A 12217-nucleotide genomic window follows, 5' to 3' on the forward strand; every position below is an offset into this window, starting at 1 on the left:
GGACGCAGACGTGACAGAACATTTTGGCAACCGCTTTCCGCAGTTCTACATCACGACGCCACAGCCTTGCCCTTACCTGCCCGGCCGCTACGAGAAGAAGGTCTTCACGCATCTCCTCGGCGAGAATGCCGTCGCGCTCAACAATGTGCTGACGCAATCGGGCTTTCGCCGCAGCCAGAACATCGCCTATCGCCCGGCCTGCGACGGCTGCGCGGCTTGCGTATCGGTGCGCATCGTCGTCGATGAGTTCGAACCAAATCGCAGCTTCCGCCGCGTGCTGGCCCGCAACGAAGACCTCAATGGCGAGGAGAAGCCCGCGCGCGCGACGCCGGAACAGTTCTCACTGCTGCGCGTCTATCTCGATGCACGCCACGCGGAAGGCGGCATGGCGGACATGACATCCCTCGATTATGTCTCGATGATCGAGGACACCAACGTCATGACATCGGTGGTCGAGTATCGTTCGCCGCCAGCATCCGACGAGGAAAAGGCCCCGCTCATCGCCGCCGCGCTCACCGACACGCTCGAAGATGGACTCTCCATGGTCTACAGCTTCTTCGACACCAGCGCGGAGGAGCGCAGCCTCGGCACCTTCATGGTGCTCGACCACATCAGGCGGGCGCAGCGCAAGGGCCTGCCTTACGTCTATCTCGGCTATTGGGTCGCCGATTGCCGCAAGATGGCCTACAAGATGCGCTACCGTCCGCTTGAAGCGTTGGGAATGAACGGCTGGGAACGCCATCCCGCCTGAACCCGGAAAACACCCACCCCGGAAAAATAGAAGAAGCACCGGAGAAGAGATGACCGATCCGAAAACGCCGTCCGATCTCGGAAAGCGGATGATGAACATGTCCTTCGCGATGCTCGCCGCGATCGGCGTCATCGCCTATTTCATCTACACAGGCGCGGTGAAGCCCGACGAGCCCGTCACGCTCACTCTGACGACGGAGCAGCCCGAGGCGTCCGCCGCCGGCAAGCCCATCAATCTCGACGTGACCGTCCGGCTCGAGAACAATACGAAAGAGACGCAGGCCCTGACCGCGTCCACGCAATGCGACGTGTTCCGCTGGTTCCTGACCGACGACAAGAAAGAATTCGTGCAGTCGCAGGCCGACGACAAGGTTTGCGCACAGGTTACTGTATCCACAGTGCTCGCCGCTCGTAACATCATGACCGAAAAGTTCCCGATCGCGCTCGACCCGAAGCGCGTTCATCCCGGCGACTATCACATCTTCGTCCGCTATTGGGGACATGAGACGAACGCCGCCGTCACCATCCGCTGAAAAGCAAACGGCCCGGCAAAACTGCCGGGCCGTTTTCCAGCTCACGTTTTGGTGCGTCACGCCGCGCCAAAATCTCCGCCAAACTTGTAGCCCGACGGATAGCCCTTGGGCGGCAGGCGCCCCGCTTGCGCGCGCTGGCCGAGCCATTCCTTCAGATCGGTGAAGAGGCGCGCCCGTGCGGAGCGATCATAGACCGTCAGGCCTTCCTTCAGATGGAAGCACTTGATATCGCCAAGGCCGCCATCCTTGTACTTCTGGAGGCGCACGCCCTTGCCGCGCGTCATCTCATTGACCTCGGCAAGCGGGAAAATAAGCAGCTTTCGGTTCTCGCCCATCGCCGCAACGTGATCGCCCTTCACCACCACGCAGGCCACCGCCTCGTCGGTGCCCGAGACATTGAGCACCTGCTTGCCCGCGCGGCGCATCGCCACCACCTCGTCTTCCGGCACGACGAATCCGTTGCCCTCATGGGAGGCGACGAGAAGCTTGCGGCCCGGCTGATGAACGAAGAGCGCCACGATCTCGCGCCCCTCCTCCATGTCGATCAACAGACGCAGCGGCTCCCCATGGCCGCGCCCGCCCGGCAGCTTGTCGGCAGTGAGCGTGAAGAAACGCCCGTCCGTCGCGAACAGGATCAGCTTGTCCGTCGTTTCGGCGTGGATGACGAAACGTTCGTTATCGCCTTCCTTATATTTAATCTCGGTGTCGGGCCCCACATGCCCCTTCATGGAGCGTATCCAGCCCTTGGCCGAACAGACGACCGTGATCGGCTCGCGCTCGATGATCGCTTCCGGCGGCACGTAGGTCATGGCGGGCGGATTCGAGAAAGTCGAGCGGCGGCGGCCGAGTTCCGTCTTGGGGCCGAACGTCGCCCTCACATCCTTGATCTCGTCCGCAATCCTCGCCCATTGCGCGTCCTCGGACTTGAGCAGGGTCTTCAGCGCCTTCTGCTCGGCCGAGAGTTCCTTGTGCTCGGTGCGGATCTCCATTTCCTCGAGCTTGCGCAAGCTGCGCAGGCGCATGTTGAGGATCGCTTCGGCCTGATTGTCGCTGAGCTTGAACGCCTTCATCAGTTCGAGCTTGGGCTCGTCCTCCTCGCGGATGATGCGGATCACCTCATCGAGGTTGAGATAGGCGATCAGATAGCCTTCGAGCGCTTCGAGACGTTTGGCGATCTTGTCGAGGCGGAAGGCGGAGCGGCGCTGCAGCACCACCTGACGATGATCGAGCCACGCCTTGAGCACATCGCGCAGGCTCATCACGCCAGGCACCTGTCCCGCCGAGAGCACGTTCATGTTGAGCGGGAAGCGCGTTTCGAGTTCCGTCGCGCGAAAGAGCGACTCCATCAGATGGTCGGCTTCGACAGCTTTGCTCTTGGGCACGAGCACGACGCGGATTTCTTCCGCCGACTCGTCGCGTACGTCTTCAAGCAACGGCAGCTTCTTCGCCATCAGAAGCTCGGCGAGCTTCTCGATGAGCTTCGACTTCTGCACCTGATAGGGAATTTCCGTGACGATGATCTGCCACATGCCGCGTGGCAGCTCCTCGATCTCCCAGCGCGCGCGCACACGGAAGCCGCCGCGGCCGGTCGCATAGGCCTCCGCGATCGACTCCCGGCTTTCGACAATGATGCCGCCTGTCGGAAAGTCGGGGCCGGGGACGAATTCGATGAGCTTCTCCGTCCGCGCATTGGGATGCTTGATGAGATAGAGCGCGGCGTCGCAAAGCTCAGCCGCATTATGCGGCGGAATGGAGGTCGCCATGCCGACCGCAATGCCCGCCGAGCCGTTCGCCAGCAGGTTCGGGAAGGCGCCGGGCAGGACGACCGGCTCCTTCTCACTGCCGTCATAGGTTTCTCGGAAGTCGACCGTGTCCTCGTCGATGCCGTCCAGCAGCAGCGCGGCGACGTCGGTCAGCCGCGCTTCCGTGTAACGCATGGCGGCCGCGCCATCGCCGTCGACATTGCCGAAATTACCCTGACCGTCGACCAGCTGATAGCGGACCGAGAAATCCTGCGCGAGGCGCACCAGCGCGTCATAGACCGACTGGTCGCCATGCGGGTGATACTTACCAATGACGTCGCCGACGACGCGGGCCGACTTCTTGAAGCCCGAACCCGGATCGAGCTTCAGCTGCCGCATGGCATAGAGCACGCGGCGATGCACCGGCTTCAAACCGTCGCGCACATCCGGCAGAGCGCGATGCATGATCGTCGAGAGCGCATAGGCGAGGTAGCGCTCTTCCAGCGCCTCGCGCAGATTGATGATGTGTTCCGGTCCCTCGGGCGGGGGGGCGAGTTTGCTCATATCGGACTTCCAGTCGGCTCGGCCCAGTCAGCCTGGGTCAGTCTCTTCGGGTAGGTGATTCTCCGGCAACCCTCCCGGATTGCCACATCTGTCGCGTAAATGCAGCCTAGTTCGCCACCGCCCGGCTTCGGGTGAACACGCGCTCGGCAAGGCGAATCCGCGCGTCGGGCAGATGCCGGCCATGCGGCGTGAAAAGATGCCGGTCGAGGAAATGGCCTGTGATTCGGAACCCTTCCGCCACATCGTCGGGCGTCGCGGCGCCAGCCTGCGCCCCGATCAGGAATTGGGGTAGCCGGAAGAGCCGCTCCTTGTATGGATCGCCCGCCTCCCGGCTCACGGCGCCGCCGCTGCGGGGCGAGATATAGACGAGATCGTCGCGCGAGCCGGTCGCCGCGCATTGGCCGAGGTCGAGACCGAAGCCCAACTCCTGAAGGAGTCCCAGCTCCCAGCGCACGAAAACCGCGGGCCAGATGTCGGGGTCATCCATCGTGTCGAGCAGAAGCTCGAAGCCCTCGTAAAGCGCCGGATGCGCCTCGCGTTCGGGGATGATGCCCGCCACCGCGCAGGCCGCGCTGAGGCCCATCAGAGAGAAGGCATCTTCCATCAGCAGCCCCGCGCGCGGCTTCATCAGCTCCGCCGTATAGGTGCCGAGATGCTCGGAGAGCCTCGCCCGCCAATGTGCGGCGAGGCTGTTTCCGGCCTGTAGCGAGCTCTTGTGACGACGGCCCGCGCCGCCGCGCACAAGGCCCAAATGGCGGCCATGCTCGCGGGTGAAAAGCTCCAGGATGGCGCCCGACTCGCCATAGCTTCGCGCCGAGAGGATGATGCCCTCGTCACGCCATTCCATGGGGACAGCCTCTGTTGAAGCGGTTTCTCAACATGGGCCGATTATAACGGAAAAACGGGTGCTTGCGCGTTCTATCGAACCCTATAGCTCCACTCAATCCTTCGGATAATCGAGACCCATCTCGCGGTAACGCTCGCGGTCGTCGCCCCAGTTCTCACGCACCTTCACGAAAAGGAAGAGATGCACTTTCGTTTCCAGCATCTCTTCAAGTTCCTGGCGCGCCAGCTGGCCGACCGTCTTGATCGTCTGCCCGCCCGCACCGAGCACGATCTTCTTCTGGCTGTCGCGCTGAACGAAAATCACCTGCTGAATGCGGATGGAGCCATCCTTCTTCTGCTCCCAGCTTTCCGTTTCGACGGTGAGTTCATAGGGCAGTTCGTCATGGACGCGCAGAAAGAGCTTCTCGCGCGTCACTTCCGCCGCGAGCGAGCGCATCGGCACGTCTGCTGTCTGATCTCCAGGATAGTGCCAGGCCCCCTTGGGCATCTGATCCGCGATATAGCGCTTGAGGTCGCTCACGCCGTCGCCGGTCAGCGCCGAGATCATGAAGGTCCGGGTGAAGAGGCCCGTCTCGTTGAGTTCGGCGGCGAGCTTCAGCAGCTTCTCGCGGCCCTTCTCGCTCGTCATGACGTCGGCCTTGTTGAGCACCAGCACGGCCTTGCGCCCCTGCTCCTTCAGCCCTTCGAGTACGCGCTGCAGATCTTCGCCGCGCTCGCGCTCGGTATCGACCATCAGGATGATGACATCGGCGTCGCCCGCACCGCCCCATGCGGCCTCGACCATCGCGCGGTCGAGCCTGCGCTTCGGCTTGAAGATACCGGGCGTGTCGACGAAGACGATCTGCGTATCGCCCTCGATCGCGATGCCGCGAATGCGGGCGCGCGTCGTCTGTACCTTGTGGGTAACGATCGCCACCTTGGAGCCGACCATGGCATTCAGAAGCGTCGACTTACCCGCATTCGGCGCGCCGATGATGGCGACAAAGCCGCACTTCGTCTCTTTGGGTTTCGCGGTATCAGTCATTTTCGGTCCATACACTTTCACGTATCAGCATGGCGCGCGCTGCGGCCTGCTCCGCCTGACGTTTCGAGCTTCCACTGCCCGTCTCCGCCGGCAATCCCTTCACTTCGATCTGCACCTCGAAGACGGGCGCATGATCCGGACCCGAACGGCCGATCTCCTTGTAAACGGGTACGCCGCGTCCGCGCGCTTGCGTCCATTCCTGCAGCGCCGTCTTGGCGTCGTTGCGAAGCTGCGTCGGCGTGGCGACGAAATGCGCCCATTCGGCGGCGATGAAGCGTGTCGCCGCTTCGAGCCCGCCATCGAGATAAAGCGCCGCGATCACCGCCTCGCAGGCATCCGCCAGAATCGCCGCCTTCTGGCGTCCGCCAGCCCGCTCTTCGCCGGGTCCAAGCGCCAGATGCGCACCAAGGCCGACACGCTCCGCAACAGCGGCGCAGGCTTCCTTGCGGACCAGCGCATTATAGCGCACCGCAAGCTCGCCCTCATCGGCCTTGGGATATTCGCGTAGCAGCCATTCGGCAACGGCAAGCCCAAGCACACGGTCGCCCAGAAATTCGAGCCGCTGGTTACTGAACAAGGCCGGAGACTGTGTCCCCGTCAACGCGCTCGGATGACTGAGCGCCAGATCGAGAAGCGACTTGTCGGCGAACACATGACCGAGCCGCGCTTCCAGCGCACGGCTCTTGTTGCGGCGGTCCCTGCTCAATCGACCCACTTGAAAATGCGGTTCCAGCGGATTGATGACGGCCAGTTCCAGATTTCCCAGAAATGGGCGCTGCCATCGGTCGAGAAGAAAATGATCTGTGCCTTGCCGACGAGATTTTCGAAGGGCACGTAGCCGACGACACTCGGAACGCGGCTATCGGCCGAGTTGTCGCGATTGTCGCCCATCATGAAATAGTGTCCCGGCGGCACGACATAGACGCCGGTATTGTCCGTCACGCTCTCCTCGATCAGGTCGAGCGTCGTGTAGGAAACGCCATTGGGCAGCGTTTCGCGGTATTGCGGGATGCGCTGCACGTTCCCGAGATTGTCACGCGCCACGAAGTCCTCGACGCGCACACGCGGAACCGGCTTGTCGTTCAGATAGAGAACGCCATGCTTCATCTGGACCGTGTCGCCCGGAAGGCCGATCAGCCGCTTGATGAAGTCGGTGCGATTGTCGGTCGGCTTCTTGAACACCACCACATCGCCACGGGCCGGCTGGCGGGCGAAAATACGTCCGTCGAAAAGCGGCGGGCTGAAGGGCAGCGAGTGCTTGGAGTAGCCGTAGCTGTATTTCGAGACAAAGAGATAGTCGCCGATGAGCAGCGTCGGCACCATCGAGCTCGACGGGATATTGAACGGCTGGAACAGAAGTGCGCGAATGACGAGCGCAATCAGCAGCGCATAGCCAATCGTCCGCGCGTTCTCCCCAACGGAGCTCGTTCCGGCCTTCTTGATATTGTCAGTCATCGTCATCATCGAGCTCCTGGCGCCCCGCCTGCCCCGCAGGCCGTCCCGACAAGGGACGGCGGACCATATCACACCGTCGCGGACGGCCAACCGTCTCCGGGCTTCAACCTTGCCCTTCGGCCAAATTGCGGGCCGGAATGGCCGAAATTATGACGAAAGCCTGGGCGAGAGGAAAATCGTCGGTAATCGTAATGTGGATAACGGCCTCCATCCCCGCCGGGGTGAGGCTCTCGAGGCGCTCCGCCGCTCCTCCGGTCAACGCCATGGTCGGTTGCCCACCCCGAAGGTTAACCACACCCATGTCACGCCAGAACACGCCCCGGTTGACCCCGGTGCCGAGCGCCTTGGCGCAGGCTTCCTTTGCCGCGAAGCGCTTGGCGTAGGAAGCGGCCCTGTTACGGCGGCGGTCCGATTTCTGCCGTTCAATATCGGTGAAAATGCGTCGGACGAAGCGGTCGCCAAAGCGTTCGAGCGTTTTCTCCACGCGACGAATGTCGATCATGTCATTGCCAATGCCGATGATCATGCGACCTGCGCTCCGGCGCGAGCCTGATCCATCAACTCGCGCATATGCTTGATCGTCGAGTCGAGCCCGCCGAAGATCGCCTCCCCGATAAGGAAATGACCGATATTGAGCTCGGCCACCTGCGGCAGCGCGGCCACCGGCTTCACATTGCCGAAGGTGAGCCCGTGGCCCGCATGAATTTCGAGGTCGAGCTCGGCCCCTTCCCGCGCCGCCCTGGTAAGCCGCGCAAGCTCCTCGGCATGCGCCGTGCCCGTCGTGTCGCAATAGGCGCCTGTATGCAGCTCCACCACCGGAGCACCGAGCGCGCGGGCCGCTTCGAGCTGCCGGCTATCGGGATTGATGAAGAGCGAAACCCGAATGCCGGCGTCGCCGAGGCGCCGGATGATGGGCGCAAGATTCTGCCGCTGGCCTGCGGCGTCGAGCCCGCCTTCCGTCGTCACCTCTTCACGCCGCTCCGGCACGATGCAGCAGGCGTGGGGACGATGGCGCAAGGCGATCTCGAGCATCTCTTCGGTCGCGGCCATTTCGAGATTGAGCGGCAGGCCGATTTCCTTCATCAGCTTGTCGATATCCTCGTCGCGAATATGGCGTCGATCTTCGCGCAGATGAGCAGTGATCCCGTCCGCGCCCGCCGCCGCAGCTGCATGGGCCGCGCGCACCGGATCTGGATGATCGCCGCCACGGGCATTCCGGATTGTCGCGACGTGGTCGATATTCACACCGAGGCGCAGACGCGCCGTCTTTGTCCCGCTCATGCCTCGAAACTCCCGCGTGCCTTATTCCTGCTCGTCATTCTCGTCGTTCATCGCATCCCGCTCGGTCATGCGGGCGAGGACACGGGCCTCCAGCTGCTCACGACGGCGAAGCTGATAGGCCGCGACCGCCGTTTTCACGATGAAATATGTCACGACCGCGCCCGCAATGCCGAGCGGCAAGGAACCCACGGCCATCGGCACAAGCACCGGCAGGATCATGTCGAAAGCCTTGTGGCTCATCAAAAGCTCGGAGAAGTTCACATGAGTCCGGCCCGACATTCCGAGGATCCAGTTGCCCACATCATAGGTCGCGATCCAGATCGGCGGATAGCTCAGCGGATTGCCGACAAGCGTTCCGAAGGCAGCCGCAATGAGATTACCGCGGAGCACCCAGGCGATCACGATCGCTGACATGATGTGGAAGCCGAGGAACGGCGTAAAGGCTGTGAAGGCGCCTGCCGCCACCCCAATGGCAATCGTGTGCGGCGATCCAGTCAGCCGCCAGACGCGCCGCCAGATATATTGGCTCGCACGAATCCAGCCGATGCGGGGCCAGAGCGACTCTCGCAGCTTTTGCAGCGGGTGAAGTTCGACCCTACGCCGGAACACCGATCAATCCTTACTTGAGACCTCGGCTGCCCGGTTTCGTCGCCGGGATCTTCGCAAGTTCCGGCGGAAGCTTGTCCGCCGGATAGGCCGGCACGTCGATCTGCGCAAGCGAGATGAGTTTGACGCCGACTTTGGCCTTGCCGCCGGAGCGGTCGATCAGACAGGCCGCCGCGACGACGCGGGCGCCCGTCTTTCGGATCGCGGCGATGCATTCGCGCGAGGAAAGGCCCGTCGTCACGATATCTTCGACCATCAGGACATTCATGCCCTTCTTGAGTTCGAAGCCGCGCCGCACTGCGAACTCACCGTTCTCACGCTCGACATACATGGCGGGTACGCCGAGATGCCGCGCCGTTTCGTAACCGGGAATGATGCCACCGACCGCGGGCGAGACGATCGCGTCGATCGGCTTGTCGATCTCGTCGCGGACCTTGGCCGCCAGCGCCTTGCAGAGCTTGGAGGTGCGCTTCGGGTTCATGAAGACGCGCGCCTTCTGCAGGAAGAGCGGGCTGTGCAGCCCCGACGAAAGAATGAAGTGCCCACGCAGCAGCGCACCCGATTTCTCGAATTCCTTGAGAACTTTTGCCTCTTTCATGGCGCTCCCCATTTTTTTGCCGCTACGGGATAGCAGATTTCTACTGCGATGACCCGGAAATTAAATGACACATCCGCCGCTCAGCGGCGCGGTCTGGAAACCTTGCTTACCGCCGACAACCCGTTCAGCGCCGCCATGATCCGCGTCAGATGCTTGAAGTCGCGCACTTCGAGATCGACCTGCATGTCATAAAAGTCCGCATCCCGCTGGGTCATCGAGAGGTTTGTAATATTGCTGCCATAATCCGCGATCAGCGAGGTGATATGGCCGAGCGAGCCCACCTCGTTGCGCGCCGTGATCATGAGCCGCGCCGGGAAAACCTGCGGATGCTCGGCGTCGATGTCCCATTTCACGTCAAGCCAGCGCGTCAGGTCGCCGTCGAACTCCTCCAGCGCCGGCGAGTCGATCGGATAGATCGTGATGCCCTTGCCCGGCGTGACGATGCCGACGATGCGCTCGCCCGGCAGCGGAAAGCTGTTCGGCGCCATACTGATCGCGAGACCAGAGCCACGCCCGGTGAGCCGCACCACAGCGCGTTCATCGCCGGTGCCAATGCCCTTTACGGACTTGCGCTTCGTGCCCTTCTTTACCGGCAATTCGGGATAGACGGCTTCGAGCACCTGCTCGCCGGTGATTTCGCCCGCACCTACGGAAGCCAGAAGATCGTCAACATCCTCCTGATGCAGGGCACCCGCCGCACGCTGCAGAATGACATCGCTCATTTCCTTGGCCGCCGCGTCGAACACACCCTTGAGGATTTGCCGCCCGAGGCGTCCGAACTCGGCAAGCTTCACCTGACGGATGGAGCGGCGGATGGCGGAGCGCGCCTTGCCTGTCGCAACAAAGGCTTCCCAGGCAGGCGACGGGCGCTGCGCCTGCGAGCGAATGATTTCGACTTCATCGCCGTTCTGCAAGACGCTGCGCAGCGGCATGTGGCGGCCGTTGATCTTGCAGCCCACGCAACTGTCGCCGACATCGGTATGCACCGCATAGGCGAAGTCGATGGGCGTCGCGCCACGCGGCAGCGTGATGAGAAGGCCCTTCGGCGTGAAGCAGAAAACCTGATCCGAAAACATCTGAAGCTTTGTGTGCTCCAGAAATTCCTCAGGCGTACTGCCATGCTCCAGCATTTCGATGAGCTGACGCAACCATCGGAAGGTGCTGGCGAATTCCGCCGACTTTTCGGCCCCGCCTGCGCCTTCCTTGTAAAGCCAATGGGCGGCGATACCGAGTTCGGCCAGCTCGTGCATCTTGTGCGTACGGATCTGCACTTCGACGCGCTTCTGCTCCGGCCCGATCATGGTCGTGTGGATGGAGCGATAGCCGTTGTTCTTCGGCGTCGAGATGTAATCCTTGAAACGTCCCGGAACCATCGGCCAGTTCGTGTGCAGAATGCCGAGCGCGCGATAGCAGTCGGCCACATCGTCAACGATGACGCGGAATCCGAAAATGTCGGAAAGCTGCTCGAGCGAAATGGCGCGGCGCTCCATCTTGCGCCAGACCGAATAGGCGCGCTTCTGCCGCCCGTCCACTTCGCAGGCAAGCCCCGCTTCCTGCAACTTGGCCTGCAGGTTGCTCGCGATGCGCTCTACGATGTTGCCGCTCGCGACACTGAATTCGTTCAGCCGCTTCATCAGCGTTTCGCGGGCTTCCGGGTTCAGCTCCTTGAACGCCAGATCTTCCAGCTCTTCGCGGATCTCCTGGATGCCCATGCGGCCCGCGAGCGGCGCGTAGATGTCCATCGTCTCCTGCGCGATGCGCGCCCGCTTCTCGGGCGAGGAGATGTATTGCAGCGTCCGCATGTTGTGCAGGCGGTCTGCAAGCTTCACCAGAAGCACGCGAATGTCGTTCGACATGGCGAGCAGGAACTTGCGGAAGTTTTCCGCCTGCTTGGAATGTTCGGACGTCAGCTCGATGCGGGTGAGCTTCGTCACGCCATCGACAAGATTGGCAACTTCCGCGCCGAAGAGCTTGGTCAGCTCTTCCATCGTCGAGCCGGTATCCTCGATTGTGTCGTGGAGGATTGCGGTGACGATCGTCGCAGTATCGAGCTTGAGATCGGTCAGAATGCCGGCGACTTCGATGGGATGCGAGAAGTAGGGGTCGCCCGAGGCGCGCTTCTGGCTGCCATGCTGCTTCATGGCATAGACATAGGCGCGGTTGATCAGGGCCTCGTCCGCTTTGGGATCGTAGCCGAGTATCCGATCGACCAACTCATACTGACGCAGCATTCTCGACCCTGCCTGCCTCCGTTCAATTTCGCCCGAACAACTCAAAACAAAAGCGCCGCCCTTACCTTCCGGCCGGGGCGGCGCTCTAAACCGATTAACGCACGGGAGCGGAAATCATCTCCGCCTTGCGGTCGCTTAGTCTTCCCCGTCCATGTCGTCCGCGTCGGCAGATTTCTGCTGCGGCGAGTCGATCTGGCTCTGGATGGCGCGGAGGAGTTCCTCTTCGCTCATACGGTCGCCGCCGGCGCCCGCGCCGAAGGTGTCGATGTCGGCGGCGCTCACTTCGCCGGCCGTCAGAAGCTGCAGGCTCTCGGCCTCCGGCTCGTCCGTCTCGACGCGCTTCTGCATGGTGCCGATCAGGTCTTCGCGAAGATCGCCCGGAACGATGGTCCGCTCGGCGATCTCGCGCAGCGCCACGACGGGATTCTTGTCGTTGTCGCGATCGACAGTCAGCTCGGCGCCGGCCGACATGGCCCGCGCGCGATGAGCGGAGAGCAGAACCAGCTCGAAGCGGTTCGGCACCTTGTCGACGCAATCTTCAACGGTCACACGCGCCATGATCGCAACTCCGGGTAAGGCGGGAAATC

Annotated in this window: 13 protein-coding genes; 2 read left to right on the forward strand and 11 right to left on the reverse strand. The window is 62.4% G+C overall.

Annotated features, from left to right (window positions below; all coding sequences use genetic code 11):
- Positions 1-10 precede the first annotated feature (10 nt).
- Together F2P47_RS09050 and F2P47_RS09055 are read left to right on the forward strand one after the other, a co-directional pair.
- The gene (locus F2P47_RS09050) at positions 11-751 is read left to right on the forward strand and encodes an arginyltransferase (RefSeq protein ID WP_152216031.1); all 741 of its coding nucleotides are present in this window, start codon (positions 11-13) and stop codon (positions 749-751) included.
- Positions 752-800: 49 nt separating this feature from the next.
- On the forward strand, positions 801-1283 hold the full coding sequence (locus tag F2P47_RS09055; protein WP_152216032.1) for a BsuPI-related putative proteinase inhibitor: 483 nt from the start codon (positions 801-803) through the stop codon (positions 1281-1283).
- A 56-nt stretch (positions 1284-1339) separates the two neighbouring features.
- Here the strand turns inward: F2P47_RS09055 and parC are convergent, their stop codons facing one another.
- The 11 genes from parC to rpoZ all read right to left on the reverse strand — a co-directional run bounded on the left by parC (position 1340) and on the right by rpoZ (position 12188).
- A complete protein-coding gene (parC, locus tag F2P47_RS09060) occupies positions 1340-3589 on the reverse strand; it encodes a DNA topoisomerase IV subunit A (protein ID WP_152216033.1) in 2250 nt (749 codons plus the stop codon).
- A 106-nt stretch (positions 3590-3695) separates the two neighbouring features.
- Positions 3696-4436 (reverse strand): DNA repair protein RecO, encoded by a 741-nt coding sequence (gene recO, locus F2P47_RS09065; RefSeq protein ID WP_152216034.1) that lies wholly within the window; start codon positions 4434-4436, stop codon positions 3696-3698.
- 93 nt (positions 4437-4529) lie between these two features.
- Positions 4530-5459 carry a GTPase Era gene (gene era / locus F2P47_RS09070; protein ID WP_152216035.1) on the reverse strand — a complete coding sequence of 310 codons (930 nt, stop codon included), beginning with the start codon at positions 5457-5459 and terminating at the stop codon, positions 4530-4532.
- Positions 5452-6174, reverse strand: coding sequence for a ribonuclease III (gene rnc / locus F2P47_RS09075; RefSeq protein WP_204886600.1), 723 nt, complete (start codon positions 6172-6174; stop codon positions 5452-5454). The genes era and rnc overlap by 8 nt, the downstream gene beginning before the upstream one ends.
- Entirely contained in the window at positions 6162-6920 is a 759-nt protein-coding gene (gene lepB / locus F2P47_RS09080; RefSeq protein WP_152216037.1) for a signal peptidase I, read from the reverse strand. Before lepB ends, rnc begins: the two co-directional genes overlap by 13 nt.
- A gap of 97 nt (positions 6921-7017) precedes the next feature.
- Positions 7018-7440, reverse strand: a complete 423-nt coding sequence (gene acpS / locus F2P47_RS09085; protein ID WP_152216038.1) for a holo-ACP synthase — start codon at positions 7438-7440, stop codon at positions 7018-7020.
- Positions 7437-8195: a pyridoxine 5'-phosphate synthase gene (locus F2P47_RS09090; protein ID WP_152216039.1), complete on the reverse strand. Its 759-nt coding sequence runs from the start codon at positions 8193-8195 to the stop codon at positions 7437-7439. Before F2P47_RS09090 ends, acpS begins: the two co-directional genes overlap by 4 nt.
- A gap of 21 nt (positions 8196-8216) precedes the next feature.
- Positions 8217-8804 (reverse strand): DUF2062 domain-containing protein, encoded by a 588-nt coding sequence (locus F2P47_RS09095; protein WP_152216040.1) that lies wholly within the window; start codon positions 8802-8804, stop codon positions 8217-8219.
- Positions 8805-8814: 10 nt separating this feature from the next.
- On the reverse strand, positions 8815-9399 hold the full coding sequence (gene pyrE, locus F2P47_RS09100; RefSeq protein WP_152216041.1) for an orotate phosphoribosyltransferase: 585 nt from the start codon (positions 9397-9399) through the stop codon (positions 8815-8817).
- Positions 9400-9479: 80 nt separating this feature from the next.
- Positions 9480-11630: a RelA/SpoT family protein gene (locus F2P47_RS09105; protein ID WP_152216042.1), complete on the reverse strand. Its 2151-nt coding sequence runs from the start codon at positions 11628-11630 to the stop codon at positions 9480-9482.
- 135 nt (positions 11631-11765) lie between these two features.
- Positions 11766-12188, reverse strand: coding sequence for a DNA-directed RNA polymerase subunit omega (gene rpoZ, locus F2P47_RS09110; RefSeq protein WP_152216043.1), 423 nt, complete (start codon positions 12186-12188; stop codon positions 11766-11768).
- Positions 12189-12217: the final 29 nt, after the last annotated feature.

It is taken from the genome of Parvibaculum sedimenti, assembly GCF_009184905.1.
Taxonomy (GTDB): Bacteria; Pseudomonadota; Alphaproteobacteria; order Parvibaculales; family Parvibaculaceae; genus Parvibaculum; species Parvibaculum sedimenti.